The organism is Nonomuraea sp. NPDC049750 (genome assembly GCF_040659625.1).
Lineage (GTDB): Bacteria > Actinomycetota > Actinomycetes > Streptosporangiales > Streptosporangiaceae > Nonomuraea.
The window spans coordinates 936,668-960,924 of record NZ_JBFANB010000001.1; the positions used below are offsets into that span (position 1 = coordinate 936,668).

The 24,257-nt window shown below is 68.9% G+C and carries 25 protein-coding genes; 8 read left to right on the plus strand and 17 right to left on the minus strand.

Translation table 11 applies throughout. From position 1 onward, the window contains the following. The first annotated feature begins 2 nt into the window (after positions 1 to 2). Positions 3 to 479, plus strand: a complete 477-nt coding sequence (locus tag AB0J16_RS04605; protein ID WP_358534592.1) for a MarR family transcriptional regulator — start codon at positions 3 to 5, stop codon at positions 477 to 479. A gap of 72 nt (positions 480 to 551) precedes the next feature. Here AB0J16_RS04605 and AB0J16_RS04610 read toward each other — a convergent pair whose 3' ends face one another. The 3 genes from AB0J16_RS04610 to AB0J16_RS04620 all read right to left on the minus strand — a co-directional run bounded on the left by AB0J16_RS04610 (position 552) and on the right by AB0J16_RS04620 (position 8,110). After that, on the minus strand, positions 552 to 5,369 hold the full coding sequence (locus tag AB0J16_RS04610) for a DNA repair ATPase (RefSeq protein ID WP_358534845.1): 4,818 nt from the start codon (positions 5,367 to 5,369) through the stop codon (positions 552 to 554). Between the two features lie 90 nt (positions 5,370 to 5,459). Then, positions 5,460 to 7,556 carry a flotillin family protein gene (locus AB0J16_RS04615; RefSeq protein ID WP_358534594.1) on the minus strand — a complete coding sequence of 699 codons (2,097 nt, stop codon included), beginning with the start codon at positions 7,554 to 7,556 and terminating at the stop codon, positions 5,460 to 5,462. Then, the gene (locus AB0J16_RS04620; RefSeq protein WP_358534596.1) at positions 7,556 to 8,110 is read right to left on the minus strand and encodes a hypothetical protein; all 555 of its coding nucleotides are present in this window, start codon (positions 8,108 to 8,110) and stop codon (positions 7,556 to 7,558) included. Before AB0J16_RS04620 ends, AB0J16_RS04615 begins: the two co-directional genes overlap by 1 nt. A 132-nt stretch (positions 8,111 to 8,242) precedes the next feature. On the opposite strand from AB0J16_RS04620, the gene AB0J16_RS04625 reads away from it, so the two are divergent. After that, the gene (locus AB0J16_RS04625; RefSeq protein WP_358534598.1) at positions 8,243 to 9,211 is read left to right on the plus strand and encodes an NADP-dependent oxidoreductase; all 969 of its coding nucleotides are present in this window, start codon (positions 8,243 to 8,245) and stop codon (positions 9,209 to 9,211) included. A gap of 57 nt (positions 9,212 to 9,268) precedes the next feature. On the opposite strand, the gene AB0J16_RS04630 is transcribed toward AB0J16_RS04625, so the two are convergent. Beyond that, complete coding sequence (locus AB0J16_RS04630) at positions 9,269 to 9,769, minus strand: CGNR zinc finger domain-containing protein (protein WP_358534600.1); 501 nt, start codon at positions 9,767 to 9,769, stop codon at positions 9,269 to 9,271. Between the two features lie 124 nt (positions 9,770 to 9,893). On the opposite strand from AB0J16_RS04630, the gene AB0J16_RS04635 reads away from it, so the two are divergent. After that, on the plus strand, positions 9,894 to 10,754 hold the full coding sequence (locus AB0J16_RS04635) for an alpha/beta hydrolase (protein ID WP_358534603.1): 861 nt from the start codon (positions 9,894 to 9,896) through the stop codon (positions 10,752 to 10,754). Between the two features lie 14 nt (positions 10,755 to 10,768). Here AB0J16_RS04635 and AB0J16_RS04640 read toward each other — a convergent pair whose 3' ends face one another. After that, positions 10,769 to 11,683: an aminoglycoside phosphotransferase family protein gene (locus AB0J16_RS04640; RefSeq protein WP_358534605.1), complete on the minus strand. Its 915-nt coding sequence runs from the start codon at positions 11,681 to 11,683 to the stop codon at positions 10,769 to 10,771. Between the two features lie 68 nt (positions 11,684 to 11,751). Here AB0J16_RS04640 and AB0J16_RS04645 point away from each other — a divergent pair, with 68 nt between their 5' ends. Both AB0J16_RS04645 and AB0J16_RS04650 read left to right on the plus strand, forming a co-directional pair. Continuing rightward, positions 11,752 to 12,003 carry a hypothetical protein gene (locus AB0J16_RS04645; RefSeq protein ID WP_358534607.1) on the plus strand — a complete coding sequence of 84 codons (252 nt, stop codon included), beginning with the start codon at positions 11,752 to 11,754 and terminating at the stop codon, positions 12,001 to 12,003. A 2-nt stretch (positions 12,004 to 12,005) separates the two neighbouring features. Then, positions 12,006 to 12,428, plus strand: coding sequence for a hypothetical protein (locus tag AB0J16_RS04650; protein ID WP_358437180.1), 423 nt, complete (start codon positions 12,006 to 12,008; stop codon positions 12,426 to 12,428). Between the two features lie 64 nt (positions 12,429 to 12,492). Here AB0J16_RS04650 and AB0J16_RS04655 read toward each other — a convergent pair whose 3' ends face one another. The 6 genes from AB0J16_RS04655 to AB0J16_RS04680 all read right to left on the minus strand — a co-directional run bounded on the left by AB0J16_RS04655 (position 12,493) and on the right by AB0J16_RS04680 (position 17,188). Then, positions 12,493 to 13,518, minus strand: coding sequence for an MBL fold metallo-hydrolase (locus AB0J16_RS04655; protein WP_358534609.1), 1,026 nt, complete (start codon positions 13,516 to 13,518; stop codon positions 12,493 to 12,495). Between the two features lie 280 nt (positions 13,519 to 13,798). Further along, positions 13,799 to 14,053, minus strand: a complete 255-nt coding sequence (locus AB0J16_RS04660) for a hypothetical protein (protein WP_358534611.1) — start codon at positions 14,051 to 14,053, stop codon at positions 13,799 to 13,801. Then, positions 14,050 to 14,316 (minus strand): hypothetical protein, encoded by a 267-nt coding sequence (locus AB0J16_RS04665; RefSeq protein WP_358534613.1) that lies wholly within the window; start codon positions 14,314 to 14,316, stop codon positions 14,050 to 14,052. The genes AB0J16_RS04660 and AB0J16_RS04665 overlap by 4 nt, the downstream gene beginning before the upstream one ends. A 123-nt stretch (positions 14,317 to 14,439) precedes the next feature. After that, entirely contained in the window at positions 14,440 to 15,702 is a 1,263-nt protein-coding gene (locus tag AB0J16_RS04670; RefSeq protein WP_358534615.1) for a hypothetical protein, read from the minus strand. Between the two features lie 85 nt (positions 15,703 to 15,787). Continuing rightward, positions 15,788 to 16,666: a 1,4-dihydroxy-2-naphthoyl-CoA synthase gene (locus AB0J16_RS04675; RefSeq protein ID WP_225301384.1), complete on the minus strand. Its 879-nt coding sequence runs from the start codon at positions 16,664 to 16,666 to the stop codon at positions 15,788 to 15,790. Positions 16,667 to 16,675: 9 nt separating this feature from the next. Next, entirely contained in the window at positions 16,676 to 17,188 is a 513-nt protein-coding gene (locus AB0J16_RS04680) for a PadR family transcriptional regulator (protein ID WP_358534617.1), read from the minus strand. Between the two features lie 76 nt (positions 17,189 to 17,264). Here AB0J16_RS04680 and AB0J16_RS04685 point away from each other — a divergent pair, with 76 nt between their 5' ends. Beyond that, on the plus strand, positions 17,265 to 17,849 hold the full coding sequence (locus AB0J16_RS04685; RefSeq protein WP_358534619.1) for a hypothetical protein: 585 nt from the start codon (positions 17,265 to 17,267) through the stop codon (positions 17,847 to 17,849). Between the two features lie 30 nt (positions 17,850 to 17,879). Here AB0J16_RS04685 and AB0J16_RS04690 read toward each other — a convergent pair whose 3' ends face one another. Further along, positions 17,880 to 19,082, minus strand: a complete 1,203-nt coding sequence (locus AB0J16_RS04690) for an alpha/beta hydrolase (RefSeq protein WP_358534621.1) — start codon at positions 19,080 to 19,082, stop codon at positions 17,880 to 17,882. A 115-nt stretch (positions 19,083 to 19,197) separates the two neighbouring features. Then, positions 19,198 to 19,530: a metalloregulator ArsR/SmtB family transcription factor gene (locus tag AB0J16_RS04695; RefSeq protein ID WP_358437194.1), complete on the minus strand. Its 333-nt coding sequence runs from the start codon at positions 19,528 to 19,530 to the stop codon at positions 19,198 to 19,200. 86 nt (positions 19,531 to 19,616) lie between these two features. On the opposite strand from AB0J16_RS04695, the gene AB0J16_RS04700 reads away from it, so the two are divergent. Then, on the plus strand, positions 19,617 to 19,787 hold the full coding sequence (locus AB0J16_RS04700; protein ID WP_358437197.1) for a DUF3073 domain-containing protein: 171 nt from the start codon (positions 19,617 to 19,619) through the stop codon (positions 19,785 to 19,787). Here AB0J16_RS04700 and AB0J16_RS04705 read toward each other — a convergent pair. Then, on the minus strand, positions 19,750 to 21,036 hold the full coding sequence (locus AB0J16_RS04705) for a cytochrome P450 (RefSeq protein ID WP_358534623.1): 1,287 nt from the start codon (positions 21,034 to 21,036) through the stop codon (positions 19,750 to 19,752). The two genes, AB0J16_RS04700 and AB0J16_RS04705, sit on opposite strands and share 38 nt — an antisense overlap. 68 nt (positions 21,037 to 21,104) lie before the next feature. Here AB0J16_RS04705 and AB0J16_RS04710 point away from each other — a divergent pair, with 68 nt between their 5' ends. Beyond that, entirely contained in the window at positions 21,105 to 21,701 is a 597-nt protein-coding gene (locus AB0J16_RS04710; RefSeq protein ID WP_358534625.1) for a TetR family transcriptional regulator, read from the plus strand. 60 nt (positions 21,702 to 21,761) lie between these two features. Here the strand turns inward: AB0J16_RS04710 and AB0J16_RS04715 are convergent, their stop codons facing one another. From AB0J16_RS04715 to AB0J16_RS04725, 3 genes are all read right to left on the minus strand, one after another. After that, positions 21,762 to 23,168 carry an LCP family protein gene (locus AB0J16_RS04715; protein ID WP_358534627.1) on the minus strand — a complete coding sequence of 469 codons (1,407 nt, stop codon included), beginning with the start codon at positions 23,166 to 23,168 and terminating at the stop codon, positions 21,762 to 21,764. 114 nt (positions 23,169 to 23,282) lie between these two features. Then, on the minus strand, positions 23,283 to 23,549 hold the full coding sequence (locus AB0J16_RS04720; RefSeq protein WP_357653336.1) for a DUF6510 family protein: 267 nt from the start codon (positions 23,547 to 23,549) through the stop codon (positions 23,283 to 23,285). Position 23,550: 1 nt separating this feature from the next. Beyond that, entirely contained in the window at positions 23,551 to 24,237 is a 687-nt protein-coding gene (locus AB0J16_RS04725; protein WP_358534847.1) for a ferredoxin reductase, read from the minus strand. Positions 24,238 to 24,257 lie beyond the last annotated feature (20 nt).

Sequence of the window (24,257 nt, forward strand, 5' to 3'; positions counted from 1 at the left end):
CCGTGTCCAGAGATATTTCGGAACACCGAAAGAATTTGCTCGAAGCCCTGTTCATGGCCGGGCGGGACAACAGCAATGCCGCCGTGATGTTCCACAGCGCCGTCGGCGAGCTGCTGGGGGTGGGGATGACCGAGGAGAAGGCGCTCGACCTGCTGCAACGGCTGGGCCCGCTGACCGCGGGGGAGCTGGCGCAGCACACCGGCCTCGCGCCCGCCTCGGTGAGCGGGCTGATCGACCGGTTGGAGGGCAAGTGGCTGGTGCGCCGCACCCGCGACACCAAGGACCGACGGCGGGTGATCGTCGAGGTCAACCACGAGGCGCTGGCCGGCGGCGAGGAGGTCTTCGAGCCGTTGGTGACCGGGCTGTCCGAGCTCTACGCGGGCTACTCGGACGAGCAGCTGGAGCTGATCCTCGACTTCCTCACCCGGGCCACGGCCATCCAGCGAGCGTGCACGACGCAGCTGACCTCGCCACGGTGACGCGTCGGTCCGCGACGTCTGGCCCTCGTCGCGGTGACGCGCGCCAGTCCGGCGCGCGCCCCTGGTGGCCCGTCAGTCCGTCGTGTTCTCCCTGATGGCCGAGCCGACCTCGCCCACCCGGTCCGCGAGCAGGCCGATTGCGCCCACGGCCCTGGTCATCGGGTCGTCCTCGGCGCCGCCGAGCGCCTTGGCGCGCAGGTAGGCCGCCTTGAGGTCGCTCCAGCGAGCGGCCTGGGCGGGGGTCAGCCGGCCGCGCAGCTCGGCGAGCTTGAGCAGATTGGCCTCCGCGTCGCTCGTCAGGGTCTGCGCCTCGCCGAGGTAGTGGTCGTCGATGACCGCCTCCAGCTCGGCCTCGTTCATGGCGGGCACGATCCGCTCGGCCAGCTTGTTCATGTTCCGGTACGAGCCCTGCAGCCGGAACGGCGGCTCGGTACGGGCGGCGTCCGACTGCCCGGCCGAGGCGATGTACGCCTGGTTGTTGGCCAGCACGACCTCCTGCACCCGCACCAGCTTGCGCAGCACGCTGAGGATCTGGTCCAGCTCGGTCTTGGCGTACGGATGCCGGAGCTGGTCCGGCCGGGCGCTCTGGTCGCCGCGCGCCAGCCGTACCAGGAGCTCGACGTCGGCCCGGTCACGGGCGGAGAGCGGCGCCAGCACCGGGTTGGAGGTGAGCGCGTTGTCGATGTAACTCAGCGCGAACAGCTCGTCCTTGCCCGACAGCACGTCGCCGAGGTTCCAGACGTCGGCGCGGTTGGCGAGCATGTCGGGGATGCGGAAGCGCCGGCCCGACTCGGTGTACGGATTGCCCGCCATGCACACCGCGAACCGCTTGCCGCGCAGGTCGTAGGTGCGGGTGCGGCCGTTCCAGACGCCCTCGATCCGGCGCTGGGCGTCGCACAGCGAGATGAACTTCTGCAGCAGCTCGGCCGAGGTGTGCTGGATGTCGTCCAGGTACAGCAGTGTGTTGTTGCCGGTCTCCAGGGCGAAGGAGATCTTCTCGACCTCCTGCCTGGCCGTCGCGTCGGGCGCCTCCGCCGGGTCGAGCGAGGTGACGGCGTGGCCGAGCGCCGGGCCGTTCACCTTGACGAAGACCAGGCCGAGCCGGCTGGCGACGTACTCCATCAGCGTCGTCTTGCCATAACCCGGCGGCGAGATGAGCAGCAGCAGGCCCATCTGGTCGGTCCGCTTGTCCCCTCCGGCGGCGCCCAGCTGCTTGGCCAGGTTGTCGCCGATCAGTGGCAGGTACACCTCGTCGAGCAGCCGATTGCGGACGAACGCGCTCATGACCTTGGGGCGGTATTCGTCCAGCCGCAGCCGGGCCCGCTCGGCGGTCACCAGCTCGGTGCGCCGCTTCTGGTAGGCCCGGTAGGCGGGCACGCGTTCGGTACGGAAGCGGCGGGTCCTGGCCAGCGTTTCGTCCAGGCGCAGCTCCAGCTTGCGGTCGGCGACGCGCGGGTGGGTGCCCAGCAGGCCCTCCACCGTGGCGGTCAGTGTGGCGCTGGAGTCGTGGCGGGGCAGGTCGCAGAGCTGTACGGCGATGGACTCGGGCACCTCGGGGCCCTTGCCGAAGGCGCCGATCCAGGCTCGGGCCAGCTCCAGCCGTTCGGGCAGCGCCACTGCCTTGAGATCCTCCTCGAACTCGCGTGACCTGGCTGGGCCGAGCGTCTGGTGGAAGCCCTGGAGGAGGGTACGGGCCGCCGCGCTGGTCACGAAGCCGGTGGGCTGGGTGGCGAGCTCCTCGACGAGATACTCCCCGGCGAGCGCGACCGTCTCGCCGGGCCCTGAACCGGGCCCTGAACCGGGCCTTGAACCGGCTTCTGAGTGGAATGCGGCGATTTGCGAGCCCAGTTCCGTTGCCAGAGCGGCAATCTCCGGAGTGGGGCCGAAAACGGTGCGGGCGCGCACCAGCGACACGGCCCGTGTGGCCAATGTTTTACGTGAAACCTCGTCCACCCCGAACGCCCAGTACAGCTGCGCCGCCGCCCGAGCCTCCGGCGGATACCGCAGCAGCCCCGCTCCCTCCCGGAGTCGCAGCAGCGTGTCGAGGATGGCGGTGGCGTCGTGGTCGTGGACGCCGCGTTCGTACCCCTCGTCGTAGCGCTGTTCGGCCGCCTGACGTACGAGATCCTGGAGCGGCCCGCCCGGCACGGCCACGTCGAGCAGCGAGGCGGCCAGGTGCTCGGCGCGGTAGACCTCCGGGGTCTCCGAGGCGAGCAGCTGGTCCCAGAAGGGGCGGGTGTCGGCGAACGCGGCGGGGGCGGGGGAGCGGTAGTCGGTCCCGGTGATGGCGAAGTGCATGTCACCGTCGTGCGGCACCAGCGTGAGGTCGATCGGCTGGGTGTTGACCGCGAACCGGTGCCGGCCCAGGCGCAGCGTCTCGCCGCCGTCGGAGAACAGGTCGAGGCGGTCGCGCAGGGCCCGGCCCGCCTCCTGCTGGGCGGCCTTGACCCTGCCGTCCAGCTCCTCGGCGCGTACCGCGTCGCCGAGCCCGCGCAGCTCGGTGGCGACCGAGCGGAGCTTGGCCACCATCGGGTCGGTGGCGAAGAAGGTGTTGACCTCGTCGAGCGAGCCCAGCGACGGCAGCCGCCTGGTGATGCTGCCCAGGATGCGCTCGGCCGAGGCGAAGATCCGGTCGGCCCGGCGGGCCAGCTCGTCCAGCTGCGTCTGCTTGCGGGCCGAGAACGCCTCGTAGACGTCGTCCCGCTTGGCCGCGAGCCGGGTGGCGAAGTCGTCGAACTCGCCGAAGCGCGTCTCCAGCGCCTCCAGCCGCAGCATCAGCCTGCCGAGCTGCTCATCGCACCGCTCAGGCGTGTCCGCCACCGCAAGCGCGCCGGTGATGGCCTGCCCGAGCAGCGCGAACTCGGCCGCGAACGCCGCCCGCCCCTCCGCCCCGAGCAGCTCCCGCCGGCGGCCGTCCAGGAGGGCCCGCGCCCGGTTCACGCCGCCGAGCACCTCGGCTATGCGCTCCAGGATGGAGGTCCGTACGGTGGCGTCGGCGATCTCCAGCGAGCCCACGACCTCGGTGACGACCTCCAGCCCCTCGGACTGGGTGGCCAGGCGTTCCGTGACGGGCTCGGCCTCGGCGACCGTGGTGATCGCGGCGGCCTCGGCGGCCAGCCGCTCGACCGCCTCGTGGTAGCCGGTGAACGCCTCGGCCCCCTGGAGGAACCCGACGGCCCGCTCCCCCACCGAGACCAGCTCGTCGGCCAGCGATGCGGTCAGCGTGTCCAGCTGGGCGAGGTCGAGGTAGCGGACCTCGCGCAGCGTCACCAGGCGGCCCTGGGCCCGGCGCAACGTGGCCAGCAGCGTCACCCAGGCGTCGGCGGTGGCGGGGGTGTCGCCTCGGGCCTGCCGGACGAGCCGGGTGGTCTCCTCCGTCGCCTCGGCGAGGGTGCGGGCGGCCTGGCGGGTGAGCGCCTCCACGTGCTCGTACTCGTCGAGCACCTGCTCGGCGGTGGCCCGTACCTCGGAGAGCGGGGCGCGCAGGCCCTGCTCTCCGAGCCAGTGGTAGTGGTCGAAAGCCCGCGTACAGGCGGCGATCAGCGCCTCGAACGTGGCGGCCGACGGCGCCATCTCACCGATCATGCGGGCCACCGACAGGCAGTCGGAGATGCCGCGCACCAGCTCGGCGTTGCCGATGCGCTCCAGCGGGCCGCTGCCGGTGGGCTGGGCGGCGGCGTAGGTGTCGGAGACGTACGGCGTCTGCCAGACCTGCATGGGGTGGACCCGCGTCGGCTCCTCGGAGGTGGCGCGGAAGACCACCATCGTGCCGTCGTCGAACAGCGAGTAGCCGTGGCAGACGATGGGGTTGGCCACCTCCTTCCTGATGACGTTGTACGGCAGGAGCAGCGAGCGGCCGTCACCTCTGGCGTGGAAGACGTACAGGACGTCCTCGCCGTTGGGGGAGCGGACCACGCGGTCGAACTCCAGGTCCGTGACGTCCGTGTCGAACGTCTTGCTGACCCCGGTGGCCAGGTAGTAGCCGCCGGGAAAGATCAGCCCCTGGTCCTCGGGGAGGCGCTGACAGGCCTGGCCGATGCCGTCGAGCCTGGTCACGGCCTTGGTACGGGTGTTGAAGACCAGGTGGCGCCAGTCGGGCTCCTTGTACGGCCGGATCCTGATCAGGATGAGCGGGCCGATGACGGCGTGCTCGACGTCGGCGTCGGCCAGGCTCTGGAGGGGTTCGGCCACGGGCTCGGCGTAGATGCCCTCGCCGGTCTCGGTGTTGTTCTCGATCTTGATGGTGAGGTCGCCGCCGACCGTTTCGACGAACACCTCGTCGCGGATGGAGATGTGCGGGTGGCGGCCGAGCACGTGATCGTCGCGGGTGGCCGGGGTCCACACGAAGTCGTGCGAGGGCGGGAAGGCATGGTCCCGCTCACCCCTGTTGTCCTGATATTTCGTGACTCCTTGGGAGTCGACCGTCCATCTGAAGACCCGGGTGTCGGCCGGGCCGGTCTGGAAGACGGCCAGCAGCTTGCCCTCGACGCGTCTCAGGTGGTGGAGCCTGGACTCCTTGTAGTAGCGGTACAGCTCGGCGAAGTCCTTCTGGAACGCCGGCTCCTCCAGGGCGGGCAGACGGTCGGGGTCGAACCTGAAGGCGTCGCCGTCCCTGGTGAAGCGGTGCACGGAGAAGACGTCGGCGACCGTGGTCTCCGGCTTCAGCCCGATGAAGACGTTGTAGCCGAACAGCATGACGCCGCCCAGCGAGACGATGTCCCGGGGGACGCAGTTGTTGTCCGTACGGATGCGCTCGGTGCCGAGCAGGCGCAGCTCCGTGCCGCCGAAGACGGTCAGGCGCTGGGCGTTGACCCCTTCGGTGGCCGCGGCGAGGGCCTTGGCCTGGGCTTCCAGCCGGGACTTGAGCACCTCGTAGGTCCCGGCCTCCAGGCCGACCTGGGCGACCTGGCCGGCTGGAGCGGTCGCGCCGGGCTCCGCCGTACGGGAGCCCTGGCGCTGTACGTCGTCGGTCACGCGCGATCAGACCTTCGCGGCGGTGAGCGCGGCCACCGGGGAGTCGGCCACGCCCAGGCGGCGGGCCGTCTCCAGGAGCTCGCCCAGCGGGCCCGAGTCGGGTCCGCCGTTCTGGATGAGCCGCAGCAGCAGCGCCGACACGGTCAAGTTCTTCAGGTCCTCGGTGCTCACCCCGTTGACCAGGGCGCTGAGGTCACCCGCGAGGCTGGCCGATCCGTTGAGGTACGGCGCCGCCAGCGTGCCCGCGACCTGCGAGTGCTCCACGAACCCGTCCACCACCTTGCCCGCGGTGATCGAGCCCACGACCTTGTCGAAGAACATCGTGTCGCCGCCGACGATGTCGATGTTCGCCTTGGCCAGACCGGCGGCCAGCACACTGGCCTGCGACTCCGCCACCTGCCGCGTGACGTCGATCTGCTTGAGCCGTACGTCCTTGTCGGCCTCCAGTCGCAGGCGGAACTCCTCGTGCCCCCGGCTCGCGTCGTCGAGCGCGGCCATCGCGGCGGCCTTCTCGGTCAGACCCTCGGCCTCGGCCTTGAGCTTCTCGCCCACCGCCGTCGCGGCGGCCAGGGCCATCGCCTGCTCACCCTCGGCCTGCGCCTTGAGCCGGTCGCCCTCGACCATGGCCATGGACCTGGCGCCCTCCGCCTCGGCCCGCAGCCTCTCGGCCAGGACCGCCGCCTCCGCGCGGCCGACCTTCTCGATCGCCTCCGCGTCCCGCTCCTTGACCTGGACCTCGGCCAGCCCGGTAGCGGCCGACTCGGCCTGGATGCCCTCGGCCAGCCTGATCTTGGCTCGGGTGTCGAGCTCGGCGGCCTGCTGCCTGGCCTCGGCCAGCGTCAGCTCCTCGCGGGCCTTGAACTTCGACGCCGCCTCCGCGGCCTCGGCCGCCTTGATGCCCTTGACCAGGTTCTCCTGCGCCTCGGCCTCGGCGGCGATGATCACGCTCTGGCGGGTACGCTCGGCCTCCTCGACCACGCGCAGCCGCTTGATGCTCTCCTCCTGCTCGGCCACCGTCTTGTCGACGGCGATCCGCTCGCGCACCACCTCGGCGATCGACCGCTTCTCGGTCTCGACCTCTTTGTCCTTGGCGATGCGCGACAGCTCGGTCTCCCGCTCGCGGGCGATGACCTCCAGCATGCGGTCCTTCTCGATCCGCTCGGTCTCGATCGCGATCACCCGCTCGCGGTTCTTCTCCGCGACGGCGACCTCACGGGCCCGGTTCTCGTGCTGTACGCCGAGCTGCTCGTCGGTCTTGATGTTGGCCGACTGCGATTTCAGCCGCTCCTCGGCCGCCACGCGGGCGATCTCCGCCTCCTCGCGGGCCTTCATCGTCTCGATCTCGCGCCGCTGCTTGACCTCGGCGTCGGCCTGCCGGCGCTGCAGCTCCAGGATCGCCTCGCGGGCGTCCACGTTCTGGCGGGTGATCTCCTTCTCCTCGCGGCGCTGGAACTCGTTGGTCCGTACGTGCTCGATCGCCGTCAGCTCGGTGATCTTGCGGATGCCCTGCGCGTCGAGGATGTTGCTCTTGTCCAGCGCGGCCAGCGAGGTCTGCTCCAGGTAGTCGATGGCCGCGTCCTCCAGGCTGTAGCCGTTGAGGTCGGTGCCGATGAGCCGGACGATCTGGTCGCGGAACTCGTCACGCTTGGTGTAGAGATCAACGAAGTCGAGCTGCTTGCCGGCGGTCTTGAGCGCTTCGGAGAACTTCGCGTTGAACAGCGCCTGCAGGGTCGACTCGTCGCTGGCCCGGACGGTGCCGATGGCCTGGGCGACCTTGATGACGTCCTCGGCGGTCTTGTTGACACGTACGAAGAAGGTGATCTTGATGTCGGCCCGGATGTTGTCCCGGCAGATCAGCCCCTCGCGGCCGGTCCGTTCGATCTCGATGGTCTTCACCGAGATGTCCATGATCTCGGCCTTGTGAAAGACGGGGAGCACAGTGGCCCCGGTGAACGTCACGTCGACCTTGTTGACCTTCGAGATGATCAGGGCTTTGCCCTGCTCGACCTTCCGGAAAAGGCGGCTGATGACGGCAAGTAAGCCGATCACGATGACCAGCACGACGGCGAGGAATACGCCGAATCCGGTGGAGATGACGTCCATCAGTGCTCGCTTTCGTAAGGCATGACCCAGAAGAATTCGCCGTTGGTGTCGTATTCGAAGATGAGCGCGTTGTCGCCGCGCGCGAGCCGGTCCTGGCCCGTCGTCCTGACCTGGACGACGGCCGAGGAGCCGTCGGGCGCGGTGACCTCCGCCTGGCCGAAGTCGGCGGTCGCCTGGCCCGTGCGGATCACGCACATCTGCCCGACGAAGTCACCGCGCGATGGGCGCCGCGCGTCGGGGAAGAGCCGTCGCAACGGCCTGAGCAGCGCCCGCGTACCCAACCAGGCCCCGATCAGGGCGAGGATGGGTACGACCGGCAGCGCGATCCCCGGCACCACCTGACTGCCGATCAAGGCGAGCAGCCACGCGAACGCGATCAGTAGTGACAGTGCGATCCCGGCGGGCACTCCGCCCAGGCCCAGCCAGGGCGCCTCGCCGTCTTCGAAGTCGAAGAGGCCGGTTATGACAATGAACCAGTAGCCGGCGACCACGACGAGAAGGAAGGTGAATACCACCGTCGGGAAGCTCAGCACGACATGTAAGAACTCGGTCATCGAACCCCGGATACCCCGTCCCCCTGTGATGTCCGTCGGACTCTATACAGATAAAGCGGGACTAAAGCCGAAAGTTCCCGAAATGCGATCTGACTTGACCTCAAGTGCAGTTGAGGATGCACAGTCGTCCCCATGAGTGGAAATTTCATGAAAGCGGCGGCGTTTGCTGAGTTCGGGGGACCTGAGGTGCTCACCGTGATGTCCCGGCCCATGCCGGAGGCCGGGCCGGGCCAGGTCCGGGTACGGATCAAGGCCGCCGGGATGCAGCCCTTCGACACGGCGGTGCGGGCCGGTTGGACGCCTCCCGGCGTGACCGACCCGCTGCCACGGATCCCGGGTAACGAGTTCGCGGGCGTGATCGACCAGGTGGGGCCGGGCGTGGTCGATCAAGGAAGTCCGGGCGTGGTCGGCCTAGGGGAGCCGGGTGCGCGCCTCGACGTGGGCGCCGAGGTGCTCGGTTTCTCGCTGCTGAACAGCTACGCCGAGTACATCGTGGTCCCCGCCACCGACGTGACCCCCAAGCCACCGGAGCTTCCCTGGGAGGTGGCCGGCGCGCTGACCGCCGCGGTGCAGACCGCCGACATCGCCATCGGCCAGCTGAACCCGGTCGCGGGTGAGACGTTCCTCGTCCACGCCGCCGCCGGAGCGGTCGGCTCGGTCGCCGTACAGCTCGCCGTCCATAGGGGTGCCACCGTGATCGGCACCGCTCGCGAGGAGAACCACGCCTACCTACGCGACCTCGGCGCCATCCCCGTCGCCTACGGGGACGGCCTCGCCTCCCGGGTACGCGCGCTCGCGCCCGGCGGGGTGGACGCGGCCCTGGACGGGGCGGGTGGCGCGGCGCTGGACGTCTCCCTGGAGGTGGTCCCGGACCGTGGCCGCATCCTGACCATGGTCGACCACGCCAAGGCGGACGAGCTGGGCATCATGGTCACGAAGGGCGTCCGCACGGCTGAGCGTCTTGCTCGGTATGCCGCGCTTGTCGCGAAGGGGGAGCTGAAGTTCCTGATCCGCCGGACGTACCGGCTGGAGGAGGCGGCGGACGCGCACCGCGAGATCGAGACCCGCCACGGCCGCGGCAAGCTCGCCCTCCTCATCTGACCTTCGGGCCGGTCAGCCCTTCGCGCGCCGCGGATCGGCCGGAGGCTGGTGGGCCGGTCAGCCCGCGGTGCGCTGGCGTTGGTGGAACCGGCCCACCTTCGCCCGGTTGCCGCACGCCTCCATCGAGCACCAGCGGCGGCTGCCGTTCTTGCTCGTGTCGAGGAACCACAGCACACACTCCGGGTTCGCGCACTTGCGCACCCGCTCGGGCCGCTCGCGGAGGATTCGCACCAGGTCCGCCGCCGCCACCCACGCCGCATGCCACGCCGCCTCGTCCACGACGATCAGCTCGTACGGCTCATGCGGGTCGGCGGTGCGGATCAGTGGGCGGCGGCTGCCGTGGCCGAGCACGGCGTTGAGCCGCTCGGGCCCGCGCCCGTCCAGCGCGGCCCGCAGGGCGGCACGCGCCTCCACCAGCCGGTCCCGTACGCGCTCCAGCTCGTCGCCACCCGGCAGCTCGTGATCGTCGAGCCAGGCCCGCACGCCATCGAGGTCGTCGAACTGATCGAGCGGCACCCCATGCTCCGACCACATGGTGTTCACCAGGTCGAACGCCACAGACTCCCCGCGAAGCGGCCGCACTCTCACAGGACCTAACCTCTCAAATCAGTTTGACCGGTTAATCAGTCCCATGCTATCACTTAACCATCAAAGCCGATTTAGAAGGTTAAGAGGAGTTGCTATGACCACCCGCTACCGCACCACTGTCATCGACGGCCTGGACGTCTTCTACCGCGAGGCAGGCGACCCGTCGGCCCCCACGCTCGTACTGCTCCACGGCTTCCCCACCTCCTCGATCGCCTACCAGGAGCTGATCGCCGACCTCGCGGATGAGTTCCACCTGATCGCCCCCGACTACCCCGGTTTCGGGCACAGCTCGGCCCCGGCCGCCTCGGAGTGGGAGTACACCTTCGACCATCTCGCCGACGTCGTCGACCGGCTGCTCGACTCGCTCGGCCTGACCAGGTACGCCATTTACGTACACGACTACGGCGCCCCCGTCGGCTTCCGACTCGCCCTGCGCCACCCCGAGCGGATCACCGGCATCATCAGCCAGAACGGCAACGCCTACGAGGACGGACTGGCCCCCTTCTGGAAGGACCTCCGCGAGATCTGGGCGAACCCCACCGAAGCCGACCTCGCACCACTGCGCGCCAACTACACCCGTGAGGCCACGCACTGGCAGTACACGCACGGTGTCCCCGACGTCTCCCTGGTCAACCCCGACAAGGAGGCTCTCGACCAGGCCCTGCTCGACCGTCCGGGCAGCCACGAGATCCAGCTCGCGCTCTTCTTGAACTACGCCACCAACGTGGCCGCGTACCCGCAATGGCAGGACTACCTGCGCACCCACCAGCCCCCTGTGCTCGCCGTCTGGGGTCGCAACGACGAGATCTTCGCCCCGGAAGGCGCCAAGGCGTTCGCCCGCGACGTGAAGGACGCCCACGTCCACCTCCTGGACGCCGGCCACTTCGCCCTGGAAACCCGCCGTCCCCAGATCGCCGCTCTCGTACGAGCCTTCCTCCACAGCCTGTCGGATTGACCCCGGCGGCTGTCCTACAGGCGGTGACGGACCGCCTCGGCCACGGCGAGCTGGATCTCGTTGAGCTCCGGCTCGCCCCGGGCCACGTCCCAGAGCGAGTTCTGCAGCACCCGGCCGAGCGTCCAGCCCGCGGCCCGCCGCCGATCCAGCCCGAGCCCGTCAACCATGAAGTCGAATCGCCGCAACACCGCCCGACGCACATCCCCGGTCGCCACGGCCTCCTCCCACCGGTTGTGCAGCGCGGGCATCAGGTCGAACCCGGGGTCCCCGGCGAGCGGCTTGGGATCGATGGCCAGCCACGGCTCCCGTACCCCGGCCAGCACGTTGTCGTAGTGCAGATCCCAGTGCAGCAACCGATCGCCCGGCTCACCCACCAGCTCGCGTACCGCCCCCGCGCAGACCTCCAACCAGTGCCGATCCCGCTCTCTGGGCAGCACCGCCACCGCGTCGGAAACGCGGTCGAGCATGCCATTCGCGATGTCCCCCAGCTGGCGCATCCCCTGGGGAGCGGGCAGCACCACCAGCCGCCGAAGCAGCTCGGTGAGGATCTCCAGCGCCTTCATGACATCGGGTACGGACGACAGCGGCCGCCCGGCATCGAGCCGTTCGAGCAGCAGGGTGCCGGTGGCAGGATCTTCGTCGACCACCAACACCGACCCGTCACCCGCCCAGGCCCGCAGCCCCAGCCCCTCGCCGGCGGTCTCGTCGGTCACGGGCTGCAGCTTGAGCACCGCCCGCGTCCCATCGGCCCGCACCACGGGCAGCACCAGGGCCACGAACCCGTGCGCGGGCGCACCATCGAGCCGCAGGTCCCACTGCTTGAGATACCGCTCGGCCAGCGCGGGCAACCCCGCCGACCAGGCCCGCCCGGCCTCTCCCTCGTACGTCACGTGAAACTCGGTCAAAGCGGCAGGCACCACGATCTCCACCCACCCAGTCTGCCGCAAGCACCGGCAGGTCATACCCACGAACGTATGCAGTTGCTACCCTCAATCGTATGCAGACGAAGGACAAGCGGACCAGCTTCTCCCACACCGAGGACGTCGGCAGGCAACTCAAGCAAGCCGCAGCCGCCCACGGAGTCACCGTCTCCACCTACATAGACGAAGCCGTCGCCGAGAAACTCGATCGAGATCGCAGAATGGCCGTCTGGCGCGAGCTCGTCGGCTACAACCTCAATGACGCCCCCGCCGACACGCTCGCGCGCGTCCGCGCCATGTTCGACCGTATCGAGGAGAGCCGCCGATAGCCGTGCGCTTTCTGGACACCGGCCTGGTCCTCGACCACGCCGCCCTCACCGACTGGCTCGCCAAGGACATCGAGATCGAAGTGATCATCGGTGAAGCCGTCCGCCGCGGCTACCCCATCGTCATCCCCACGATCGTCGCCGCCGAGGCCGCCCGTCAGGTCCGTACCGAACCCGCCCGCGAACGCCTGCAGGGCCTGCTGTACATGATCGCCCACCACGTCGACCCGCTCGACAGGGATGACGCCGTCACGGTCGGCTCACTGGCGGCGGAGCACGACGTCGCCTCGCTGCCCGCCGCCCACACCGCACTCGCCGCATCACACCGCCGCACCGACGTCGGCAACGCCACCGACTGGCGCATCATCACCCGCGACGCCGGCCCTTACCAGCGACTCTGCCCGGACGTCCCGGTCAACTGGCTCTGACCCCGAATGGAACATGACAGCGCACGCGCGACAAACGTGGCGTTGCCCGGCGCCCGGTCGTCTCTCAGCAGCAGACGTTGGTCGATCGTCCGGGTGAGGCGCTCGCGGCGGCGGAAGACGTGCCGGCGCTCGCCTCCTGGTCTTGGACGATGCGGCCGCGCAGCATGATCTCCATGACCTTCATGAAGCGCTGCGTTCTGGAACGGCCGATGACGAACGGATTCGCCGCTCCCGTGGACCCGGCCCGCAACTCCTCGATGCGCGCCAGGCTGTTGTCGCAGCCTCCATGATTGTTCAGCTCGACGTCCACCCCTGCCTGCCTCATCTTGGAGGCGAAGGCGAGCACGGAGGAGAGATTGATGCGCTTGTCCGCGGTCGCGGCGGGTGGCGCGGTCCCGCCCCACAACATCGCGGTGTGTCGTAGCCCCTTCCAGCGCACCGGGAAGATCGGCGAGACGGTGCCCGGCGTGTGCCCGGGCGTGTGGTGGAACGTGACTGTGGTGTCGCCGAGGGTGAGCCTCTGTCCGTCGGATAGCTCCATGTCTCGCTTGGGCGCATTGGCCGGACGTTCGGCGGCGATGACGTTCCAGTCGGCTCGGCTCATCATGACTCGGGCGCCGTACTGGTCGGCGAGGAACTGGGCGCCGCCGAAATGATCGCTATGGCCGTGGGCGACCACCACGTACTTGATCTTCGCTGGATCCACTCCCACAGAGCGCAGCCCCGGAACGATGATCTTTTCGGCGTCGTCCGGTGATCCCATCGCGTCGATGAGGATGACGCCCTGGGAGGTGAGCAGGGCCGTGGCCTGGACGAAGCTGGTGCCCACCACCGCGACATCGTCGAAGATCCTCAGCGGCGCGAGCGGCTTCGCCGACGGCATCGGGAGTCCCGGCGTGAGCACTTTGACGAGGGCCCGCAGCACCGGGTCGTCGCCGGCCAGCTTGGCCGCGCGGTCGTAGTAGTGCTGTGCGCTCTTGGGAGCGGCGGCCGATGCCGCCGATGCCTCGGCCTCGCGTCCCGCCAGCGGCAGGAGGGCCGCGGCGGCCAGCAACGCGCGGCGGGACGGGCTGGACTGCCCGAAGGACATGGGCGAACACCTGCTTTCACGGGCCAGAGACCTGGAGGCGATCACGACCCCGATGGACGTCAATGCCCGCTCAGCAGACCAGAACCGATCTCCATGCGTCCAATATTGCTATCTATCGTCCATCGATAAGGAAGTAGATATTAAAGCTGATCAGGCACCAATGTCGCCCCCAGCCCAGGCGCGTCGAACGAGGTAGATCCGTACAGCCTGCGCGACGAACGGGCCGACCGTCGGTTGACATCACCGCCGTGTGCTCGCCGACCTCCAGCCGTGGTCCCTGTCAGAGGTGGATCTGGCGGGTGATTGACGGGTCGGTGATGGTGGTGTCGGCAGCCAGGAGGAAGGCCTTGGACAGGATGAGCGGCGGCACCTCGGACAGCAGGACTGTCTCGCCCTCGGAGGTGAAGCGGAGATGCGCGGAGGCCTTACGGAGCAGGGGATGGTCCAGCTCGTCCAATGCCACTCGAGCAGGCGGGAGCTCGGCGAAGCCGAGATCATCGCGCAGGCAGCGGATTGTCGGACGAGTCGGATTCATTCTTGGGATACCCCTCCTAGCTCCTCGATCTGCTCCTGGGTCAGCCCGGTGACGAGTGCGACCCGCGCCGTGTGTGTCCCGTCCAGTTGAGCCATCGCCTCCTGCATGGCCGCGTGCAACTCCGCCTGCCGGACCTGGAGGTAAACACGTACGGCCTGCGCGACGAACTCTTTCTTGGTTACGTGCAGGAAATGCGCTCCATGCGAGATCAGTCGGTCGGTCTCCGAATCGACTTTGAGCGGTGCGACGTTCGATGCTGCCATGACATCCCTCCGGTACCCAATGGTACTTATACCCGACCGAGAAGAGCAGATGTTTCGATAGCCGCACACGCCGTGTGGAGCGGCCTCAGCTCGTGCGTGACCGGTCGGCGTTACGAGTCGTCGTCAGGGCCTTGTGGCGGAGCGGCGGCGCATGAGGAGGCCGCCCGCACCGGCGGCTGCGATCAGGGCGGAGCCCGTCAGTACGAACAGGCGGCCGTCCGGACCGGCGTCGCCGCCCGCGCCCGTGTCGGCTCCCGCCTTCGGGGTGGCGGAAGACTCAGACTTGTAGGAGGTCTTGGTCGACGACTTGGGGGTCGGGGACTTGGACTTCGTGGGGGTCGGCGATGGGCTGCTGCCGCTGCCTGCCCCGATGGTGAGGGGGTACGTCTTGAGGCTGGTGTCGCTCTGAACCTCGCACTCGATGACCGGGGCGGTCGGTGAGGTGCCGATGTTGATGGCGGCCGGCTTCACCGTCGCCGAGCCCGAGTTCTTCGAGGTGGTCTTCATCTCGACGCTGGTGGGCAGCGTGATGGGCTCGCTCGCGGTGGCCGCGGCCAGCTCGCCCACTCCGGTCGCGGAGGTCAGCTGGGTGATGCCGGAGATCGCGGCGTAGGCGTATAGCTTGCTGCCGGTGGCCAGGCCGGTCGACGGGGCCTCGAGTTCGTAACCTGTCTCATAGGTGCCCGCCCAGCCGATCGAGAACTGTTCGCCGGTCTTGGGGGTAGTCGTCGGCATCGTCAGCGTGACCTTGATCTTGACGGTCTGCGGGGTGGCCTCCGTGCCGGTCTTGCAGGAGTAGGTCACCACGTCGCCGGTCCCGTTGCCGGTGCCGCCCTGGCCGACTGTGATCACCACGCTGGTCGTGCTGGTGGTCGTGCACGAGGTCACGTCCGACGGCGCGCTGGCCAGGCTGAGCTTCAGGCTGCCCTGCTCGGTGGAGCCCTGGACCGTCACCTCGCCACCCGTCGTGGCGGTCACCGACACCGTGCTCGCCACCTGTGCGGCCAGCACGGAGGTGGATCCGGAGGTGACGCTCGCGCCGGTCTTGCTGAGATCCGTGTGCGTTCCGCCGACCACCATGAGCTTTCCGGCGACGTGGACCTGCGTGGTGGTGGTCGGTGCCGTGCGCAGCGTCAGGGCGGGAATGCGCCACTTGACGTCAAATGTGCCAGTCGCCGTGTCGGGCATGGTGAGCGGCACGCTGAGCGAGGTGTCGCTGAACGGGCCGCCTGTACAGGTGTAGGCCAGGGTGAGGGTCTTGTCGGCCATGGCTCGCGCTTGCGCGGGAGACGGCAGGCATAACGCGATCACCGCGCCGACGAGCCACAGAGCGGACGCGTGCCTGACGAAGCGGCGCCACACCCCGGATGCCGGCAACTGTCTCATCCCCATCCCACGACTAAGTCAAAGGACGTATCAGAATTCCAGCTCTTGGTCACGATTGGGTAGAGAAGGGGAATGAGAGAGCGGATCAGTAGTGCCAGGGGAAGGGGGACCAGTCGGGTGCGCGCTTCTCCAGGAACGAGTCGCGGCCCTCGGCGGCCTCGTCCGTCATGTACGCCAACCGCGTCGCCTCGCCGGCGAACACCTGCTGCCCGACCAACCCGTCATCGACCATGTTGAAGGCATATTTCAACATCCGCTGGGCCGTGGGCGACTTGCCATTGATCTTGCGGCCCCACTCCAACGCCCGCTCCTCCAGCTCGGCATGGGGGACGACGGCGTTCACCATCCCCATCCGGTGCGCGTCGGCGGCGGAGTAGGTGTCGCCGAGGAAGAAGATCTCGCGGGCGAACTTCTGCCCCACCTGCCGGGCCAGGTACGCCGACCCGAAGCCGCCGTCGAAGCTGGCCACGTCGGCGTCCGTCTGCTTGAAGCGGGCGTGCTCCTCGCTGGCCAGCGTGAGGTCCGACACGACGTGCAGGCTGTGCCCGCCGCCAGCGGCCCAGCCGGGCACCACGCAGATGACGATCTTGGGCATGAAGCGGATCAGCCGCTGCACCTCCAGGATGTGCAGCCGGCCGGTGGACGCCGAGCCGTCGGCGTACTGGTAGCCGTCCTTGCCCCTGATCCGCTGGTCGCCGCCCGAGCAGAAGGCCCAGCCGCCGTCCTTGGGCGAGGGGCCGTTGCCGGTGAGCAGCACGCAGCCCACGTCCGTGGTCTGCCGGGCGTGGTCGAGCGCTCGGTAGAGCTCATCGACCGTCTGCGGCCGGAACGCGTTGCGTACCTCGGGGCGGTTGAAGGCGATCCGTACGGTGCCCTGGTCGACCGCCCGGTGATAGGTGATGTCGGTGAAGTCGAATCCCTCGACCACCTGCCATGCCTTCGGATCGAACAGTTCGGAGACCATGGGGCGAGCCTAACGGATCTGCCCTTCGGCCCATTCGGCCCAGTCCCGCGCCGTGGTGCTGAGGTGGTGGCCGTACTCCAGCACGAGCCTCCCGTACACCGACAGATTGTCCTGCCCGGACTCCACGAAGTCCCTGATGCTCTCTATGTGCGCCAGACGTTCGGCCGCCATCTCCGCCTGCCGCCGCAGGTAGTCCTTGGCCTGTGACGGATCCACCTGGGCCAGGAAGAACACGCGCAACAGCATGTCGCTGCGTACGTTCCGGACCGGCTCCACCTCGATGAGCCAGTGGCGCAGCTCGGCCAGGCCCTCTTCGGTGATGGCATACTCCTTGCGGCCGCGCGGCCCCTCGGCCGCCACGCTCACCAACCCGGCGTCGGCCAGCTTGCCGAGCTCGGCGTAGAGCTGGCTCTGCGTGGCCGGCCAGACGTTCGCGAGGGAGACGTCGAACATCTTCATCAGGTCATAGCCGCTCGCCGGTCCCTCGGAAAGCAGGCCGAGCGCGGCATGTCGAAGACTCATATTCCTATATTGACATATCGAGCTCGCAGGTTCTACCTTCGACATGTCTACATAGGAATGTCGTAGGGAGATTGACATGCGCGGCCTGCTGGGATTCGCCCCCTGGATCCTCTACGCGATCATCGCCACCGGAGACGAGTGGCGCTGGGGCGCCATCACCGGCCTCGTCATCGCGCTGATCCTCGTCGTCGTGGACCGCCGAGCGGGGCGGGCCTGGGACGAGATGGTGATCGAGTCGAGCGCCGCGGTGTTCTTCGCCTGCCTCACCGTCCTCTCGCTGATCGATCCGCATTCGTTCCTCACGCCGTACGGCCCGGCGCTGGTCAACGTCTGGCTGGCGGGCACCGCCTGGGGCTCGCTGGCCATCCGCAGACCGTTCACGCTCGGCATCGCGCGCACCATGGCGCCCAAGGAGGCCTGGAACACCCCGGCCTTCTACCGGGTCAACGCGGTCATCACCACGGTCTGGGCGAGCGCGTTCACCATCGCCGCCGTATCGCTGACGTTCGTGCTGGCCGCCGCGCCGCACGCGACGGCCGTGGTCATCGCCATCAAGGTGATCACGTTCGCCGCCCCGGCCGTCTTCACCGCCCGCTACCCCAAGGTCGTCCAGGCCCGTGCCCGCCGCGCGGCCGCCGCCGGCACCCCTGCCGACGAGTAGGAACAAGCAGGAGCGTCCTCAACGCGGTCTCTAGGGGTTCTGGAAAAAGACCTCGGGGTTGGCGGTGGACGGGCCGTCCAGCAACTCCTGGTGTTCGCCACGTAGGTGCTGGTCGAAGAAGGCGCCCACGTACGCTGTGGTGATCTGGCCCGACCGCGTTCCGGAGAGCGGCGCCTTGGGGTCGGTGATCCCCGCCTGCCCGCCCAGGATGGGCAGGTCGATGAAGGTGAAGTGGCCGGCGTCGGCCACTGTCAGCCAACGCTTCCAGCCGTCCAGGCGTCGCCAGTCTCGCGCCCAGCTCGTGTCCGTGGAGTCGGGCGAGTGCTGGGCCTTGGTGCCGAGCATGAGGAACGGCCGTTTGCCGAGACCGGCAATCGGAACCGGCTCGAAGAACGTGCCGTCCATGTTCACCCCGGCGCGTACACGGCGGTCCGCGGCCATGACGCTCGCCGCGGCATTGCCGCCGAGCGAGTGACCGGCGGCGCCGATTCGCCGCGGATCGATCAACTTCCAGCGCTTCCAGACAGGCGCGTGTCCATCGGCGCGGGTCAGTTGGCCGATGACGAAGGAGATATCGGCCGCCCGGCCGGCGGCGGCCTTGCCCAGCAGCTTCTTCTCCTCCTCATCGGAGGGAGCCTTCTCCACCGTCTCGCATGCGACGCAGGTCAGCGTGCGGCCGCCTGGGAAAGTGGTGCCGTACGACTCGTAGGCGTGATCGACGAGTGCGACGACGTAGCCCTTGGAGGCGAGCTCCTCGGCGAGCGTGGTCAGGGTGGCGCGGTTGAGGGTGAAGCCGGGGGAGAGCACCACCAAGGGGTGCCTGCCGCCGACCGGGCGGGCGCCGACGCGTGCGTTCGTGCGCGTGCCGGCCAGCAGCTCGGCTTTGAAGAGGGTGTCGAGCTTCTGCCCCTTGAGAAGGAGCCGGGCCTCGTCCACAGTCATGTACGGAGCGGCGCTCCCGCCGGTGCCGGCCGGGTAGTACATGGACACCATCAGCTCACGCGCGCCCGCACCTGGCACCCACGGGTCGCGGCGCTTGCCGTCGACGAGATGCAGGGTGTCGCGCCCGACGTCGTACTGACCGGTGGGGTGCGGGATCGCCAGGCGCGTGTCGGAACGGTCCGCGGATGAGGCCGCGGCGGCCGGGGCCGACATCGAGGGGGCCGTCGCGACCGACAGGGGCAGCGTCAGACTGAGGAGGACGGCCGCGGCGTCGCGGCGAGTTCTGATCATGGGCAGCAGCGTAGGAAGGTCCCGAAGCGCCCGACACTGCGGAAAGACCAGCTCCTACCCCGACTTTCGGCCAATTGACAGTGTGCTCAACGTCATAGACGGTGACGCTCCACGGTCAGGGAACCTCGGCTCGTAGCTCCGCGAGCAGCTCGCCCTGGTCGGCGAGCATGTCGGTGAGGATGCGGCGAGCGGCCCCGAGCAGATCGGCCAGCTCAGGGGTGGCCAGCGTGTAGACGACGGTGCTGCCCTCGCGGATGGCGCTCACGATCCCGGCTCTTCGCAGCACGGCCAGTTGCTGGGAGAGGCTCGACGGCTCGATGTCGATCTGGGCCAGGAGTTCCCGGACGGGGAGCGGGCCTTCCTGGAGTAGCTCCAGCACTTTGATGCGAGCGGGGTGGCCGAGAGTTCGGAAGAAATCGGCCTTGGCCTGGTAGACCTCCACGTGCATAGTGTCAGACTAATCCAGCGCACTTGCATAGTTCTTCAAGTCGTAACGTTGTTGGCTAAGATGACAGCGGGGACTAGGGAGTAGCCATGGGCCGAGGAAGAGCCAAGGCGAAGCAGACGAAGGTCGCTCGCCAGCTTAAGTACACTGATCACAACATCGACTACGACCGGCTCCGCAAGGAGCTGGGCGCCGACTCGCCGCATGACGAGATGCACCCGACTACGGCGTCCGAGCAGGAGTCCGAGCACGCGCGCTGACGCGTGTCAGCTTCGCAGGGGCAAGGGTGACGAGCTTGAGCCGCCTGGCCTCCGGCGCCGGATCCGGCGCGGAGAGCTCCAGGCGGCCCAGCACCTCTCGGAGGATGACGCGCATCTCCAGGAGGGCGAGTTGGGCGCCGACGCAGAAGCGCCGGCCGCCGCCGAAGGGCATCCACGCCTTGCCGTGGGCGTCCGCGCCGTCCAGGAAGCGTTCGGGCCTGAATTCCTCAGGTGACGGCCAGATCGACGGGTCCTGGTGGATGAGTGCGATGAGCGGTGCCGCGTACCATCCCGCGGGCACCTCATAGTCGCCCAGCCGCAGCGGGGCGTCGACCAGCCGGGGCGCCTCGAAGACGACCGGCCTGACGCGCAGTGCCTCCTTGACCACGGCATCGAGATACTCCTCGTCATGCGGCAGCCGGTCGAGCACGTCAGGGGTGCGCAGCAGCCGCTCGAACGCCCACGCCAGCCCCGTGGCCGTCGTCTCGTGACCGGCGATGAGCAGGGTGATCAGCTCGTCGCGCACTTCCTGGTCCCCGAGCTCGGTCTCGAGCAGCCTGCCCAGCACGTCGGTGCCGCCCGGCTCGGCGCGCCGCCGGCCGATCTCGTCGAACAGGATCTCGTCGACGGCCGCGCGCAGCCGCAGGAACCGCGCGTACGGCGTGAACGGCAGCCGCCGCGAGGCCTCGCGCAGCCGGGGCGGCAGCACCATCATCGCCGGCGAGCCGCCGACCTCGATCAGCTTCGGCAACAGCCCGCGTAGCCGGTCGAGCCGCCGGCCGTCGCGGATGCCGAAGACCAGCCGGAGTATGACCTCCAGGGTGATCTCCTGCATGCGGTCGCGCAGCGCGAACGGGGTGCCGAGCGGCCAGGTCGCGATCTTCTCGGCGGCGATGGCGGCGATCTCGCCCTCGTACCCGGCGATCTGCTTGGCACGGAGCGGCGGGGTGAGCAGCCGCCGGTGCCGCCACCACGGCTCGTCGTCCAGGGTGAGCAGGGAGTGCGCGCCGACCATCGGCTCAAGGAAGTCGCGCCGGACGCGACCGGCCCGTCCGCCGCCCTGGTCGAGCCGGTAGACCTGCTCGGCCAGCTCGGGGGTGGCGACGTAGACCTCGGGCGGGAAGCCGAAGAGGCGGACGGTGAAGATCGGACCGTATTTGCGGCGGCACTTCTCGAGCGCGCCTATCGGGTCGCTCAGCAGCCAGGCGGTCTGGAGCAGCGCGGGGAGTCTCGGTCCAGGGGGAAGCATCGTTCGACCTCTCTGTCGTATATATACGTACGTCATAGACGATCGTATATATCGATAGCATAGAACGCGTGTCGAGAACAGAGCTCGGTGGATACCGGGAGAGACTTCTGGCGGCGGCGGTCAGCTGCCTGCAGGAGAAGGGCTACGCCCGTACGACCGCCCGCGACCTGGTCGCCGCGTCGGGCACCAACCTGGCCTCCATCGGCTACCACTTCGGCGGCAAGGACGCCCTGCTCAACGAGGCGATCGTGGCCGCCTATGACGCCTGGATCGAGCACGTGGAGGAGTCGGTCTTCGGGGGCCCGCTGGCCGGCCCGAAGGAGATGCTCGAACGCGCCATGGTGGCCCTGGTCGACGTCTTCGCGGAGATGCGGCCGCAGTTGGTCCTGGCCGTGGAGGCATACCCGGCCGCCCTGCGTGAGGACGTGCTGAGGGAGAAGCTGGCCGCCGTCTACGCCAGGGCCAGGAAGGCGGGCGTCGACATGATCAACAGGGCGGCGGGGGAGCTGGGGGTGGAGCTGGGGTTCGCGCCGGACGCCCTGATCGCGGTCCTGATCGCGATCTCGGACGGCCTGATGATCCAATGGCTCCTGGACCCGGAGAGCACCCCGGACGCCCACCAGGTGGTGGAGGCGCTGGCGGCACTGTCGGCCTTCATCGCCTGACCCCTGATCTCCTGACCCCTGATCTGGACGTGCGGGTGTCGTGGGTCGCGAGTCGCGTGGTCAGGATGCCGCGCAGGTGTCGTGGGTCGCGTCGAAGCCCTTCAGTGCCTCTGTGTCGTCGGTGCGGATGGGCTTGGTGCCCTTCCAGTCGTCGCCGATCACCAGCACCAACCGGCTCGTCTGCGCCCCCGCCACCAACCGCGTCGTGGATGTGAGCAGGTCCTTGGTCAGGGTCGGGACGCCCGTCTCGCCCTTGGGTCCGTAGAAGATCGTCGTCTTGGCGTTCGGCTTGCGGGCCGTGTCGCCGATCTTGGTGATGTGGTAGCCCCGCTGCTCCAACGAGGCGGCCACCTGCGTGCCGAGACCAGTGCGGTAGGTGCCGTTGCGCAGCTCGATCTGCATCTTGGACCTGGACACCTTGGTCTGCCCGCCCTTGACGCCCTGCACGCTCTCGTCCTTGGACACGATCTGGAACAACTTCCCGGCCTGCGGCTGGACCCATTCCACCCGGCCCGGCTGGGTGAGTGAGTAGTGCCACGGCGTGGTGATGAAGCGGATCTGCCCCGCGTTGAGGCCCTGCAAGCTGGTCGCCAGGTCCTTCATCACGCCGGGGGTGAGGTCGGGATCGGTGGTGACGGCCTTGGTGCCGGCGTCGAGGAAGTTGAAGAGTTTGGCCGGGTCGGTGAGCGTCTGCCCGCTCATGACCTTCTTCACCATCGACGCGATGAACATCTGCTGGCGCTGGATCCGCCCGATGTCGGAGCCGTCGCCCATGCTGTAGCGGGCACGGACGTAGCCGAGCGCCTGCTCGCCGTTGACCGTCTGCCGCCCGGCGGCCAGGTGGAGCAGCGCCTTCTTGTCGTTGACCGCCTCGGGCAGGCAGATCTCGACGCCGCCCACGGCGTCGACCATGCTCTTGAAGCCGGTGAAGTCGACCTTGACGAAGTGGTCGATGTGGATGCCGGTGAGCGACTCGATCGTCTTCCAGGTGCAGGCGATGCCGCCGGAGTTGAACGACTCGTTGATCATGCCCAGGTGCGGCTGCTGCCCGGTCAGTCCGGCCTTGGCGCGGCAGGCGGGCAGCTGCACGAGCGAGTCGCGCGGGAAGCTGATGACCATGGCGTTGTCCCGCTTCGACGAGACGTGAGCCAGCATGATCGTGTCGGTACGCTCACCCGCGACGCGGCGGCCGTACTTGGCGTTCTTGCCGTCGCGCTGGTCGGAGCCGACGATCAGCACGTTCATCGCGGTGTCCGCCACCTTGGGCGGACGGGACGCGCCGAGGTCCTCGGCCGAGACGGCGTCGTGCTTCACGTTGCCGTACAGCTTGAGGTAGACGCCGACCGCGACGCCCGCGATCACCAGCACGATCGTCATCACGATCGCGACCGTCCACCTCAGCCAGCGTTTGCGGCCGCGGGCCGGCGCTTGTGGGGATGGTGGCGCGTCCAGCAGCCCGCGGTTCACGTGACTCCCATGGGACAGGGCCAACGGGCCGCCGCCCATGGCCAAGACCTCCGCCGTACAGATCTCGGCCGGTTGGACCTGCCGAGTGTACTAAGCCGGATCGAGTGAGATCCGCTATTCGGGCAGTCGCACGCGCAACGACACCGCGCCGCGCAGGTCGAGCCACGCCGCGCCCGGCCCGCGTACCAGACGCAGTACGACCTCGTCGCAGCCGGGGCAGCGGGCGACCAGCCCCGGTTCGGGACCATACACGCGGAGTTCGGCTACGGGGCCGGTCAGCCCGCAGCTCGCGCAGCGGCCGACGGCCGCGGTGACATCCACGGCGAAGATCTCGCTCAGCGGGCCGGCGAGGGCGTTGCCATCCAGGTGTTCAGCGGTCATGTCAGCCTCCGGTCGGGCCGAAGCGTTCGGTTCTGATGCGCTCGGGCGCGTGCCCGAGCGCGAGCAGCAGGTCGGCGGTCGCCTCGACGAACCCCGTCGGCCCGCAGACGTAGCACTCCGGCTCGAAGCCGGCGGGCCAGCCGCCTTCCGCCAGGTCGTCCAGCAGGAGGCGCCCGGCCGGGCGGGGCCAGCCGTCCGGCACGGCTCGCGTGTAGATGTAGCCGACGTCGAGCCCGGCGTCGGGACGGCGCAGCTCCTCGGCGTAGTAGCGGCTGCCGGGCTCGCGCAGTGAGTACAGCAGCCGGAACGGCACCCGGCTGCCTGCCCGGCGACGCTCGCGGATCATGGCCATCAGCGGGACGATGCCCGAGCCGCCGCCGACCAGCAGCACCGGTGAGGTGCTCTCGGGCCGCCAGACGAACCAGCCGCCGACCGGCCCACGGATCTCCACCTGGTCACCGGGCGCTATGACCTCCGTGAGGTACGGCGAGACCTCCCCGTCGGGTACGCGTTCGACAGTGAGCTCGACCGTGTCGCCGTCGGCCGGGGCGGATATCGAGTAACTGCGCTGGGCGCTGTAGCCGTCCTCGGCGGTCAGCCGCACGTCCACGTGCTGTCCGGCCAGGTGCCCCGGCCAGCCCGGCACCTGGAAGACCAGCGTGCGGGCGCTGGCGGTCTCGTCGCGCAGCGCGGTCAGCCTGGCGGGCC

Bases quoted from the DNA above. Each gene is read 5' to 3' on its own strand.
- AB0J16_RS04615 (WP_358534594.1), bottom strand. From the start codon at position 7,556: ATGGACGTCATCTCCACCGGATTCGGCGTATTCCTCGCCGTCGTGCTG.
- AB0J16_RS04705 (WP_358534623.1), bottom strand. From the start codon at position 21,036: ATGCTTCCCCCTGGACCGAGACTCCCCGCGCTGCTCCAGACCGCCTGG.
- AB0J16_RS04625 (WP_358534598.1), top strand. From the start codon at position 8,243: ATGAGTGGAAATTTCATGAAAGCGGCGGCGTTTGCTGAGTTCGGGGGA.
- AB0J16_RS04690 (WP_358534621.1), bottom strand. From the start codon at position 19,082: ATGATCAGAACTCGCCGCGACGCCGCGGCCGTCCTCCTCAGTCTGACG.
- AB0J16_RS04660 (WP_358534611.1), bottom strand. From the start codon at position 14,053: ATGAATCCGACTCGTCCGACAATCCGCTGCCTGCGCGATGATCTCGGC.
- AB0J16_RS04635 (WP_358534603.1), top strand. From the start codon at position 9,894: ATGACCACCCGCTACCGCACCACTGTCATCGACGGCCTGGACGTCTTC.
- AB0J16_RS04695 (WP_358437194.1), bottom strand. From the start codon at position 19,530: ATGCACGTGGAGGTCTACCAGGCCAAGGCCGATTTCTTCCGAACTCTC.
- AB0J16_RS04700 (WP_358437197.1), top strand. From the start codon at position 19,617: ATGGGCCGAGGAAGAGCCAAGGCGAAGCAGACGAAGGTCGCTCGCCAG.
- AB0J16_RS04620 (WP_358534596.1), bottom strand. From the start codon at position 8,110: ATGACCGAGTTCTTACATGTCGTGCTGAGCTTCCCGACGGTGGTATTC.
- AB0J16_RS04675 (WP_225301384.1), bottom strand. From the start codon at position 16,666: ATGGTCTCCGAACTGTTCGATCCGAAGGCATGGCAGGTGGTCGAGGGA.
- AB0J16_RS04685 (WP_358534619.1), top strand. From the start codon at position 17,265: ATGCGCGGCCTGCTGGGATTCGCCCCCTGGATCCTCTACGCGATCATC.
- AB0J16_RS04665 (WP_358534613.1), bottom strand. From the start codon at position 14,316: ATGGCAGCATCGAACGTCGCACCGCTCAAAGTCGATTCGGAGACCGAC.
- AB0J16_RS04670 (WP_358534615.1), bottom strand. From the start codon at position 15,702: ATGAGACAGTTGCCGGCATCCGGGGTGTGGCGCCGCTTCGTCAGGCAC.
- AB0J16_RS04720 (WP_357653336.1), bottom strand. From the start codon at position 23,549: ATGACCGCTGAACACCTGGATGGCAACGCCCTCGCCGGCCCGCTGAGC.
- AB0J16_RS04655 (WP_358534609.1), bottom strand. From the start codon at position 13,518: ATGTCCTTCGGGCAGTCCAGCCCGTCCCGCCGCGCGTTGCTGGCCGCC.
- AB0J16_RS04680 (WP_358534617.1), bottom strand. From the start codon at position 17,188: ATGAGTCTTCGACATGCCGCGCTCGGCCTGCTTTCCGAGGGACCGGCG.
- AB0J16_RS04645 (WP_358534607.1), top strand. From the start codon at position 11,752: ATGCAGACGAAGGACAAGCGGACCAGCTTCTCCCACACCGAGGACGTC.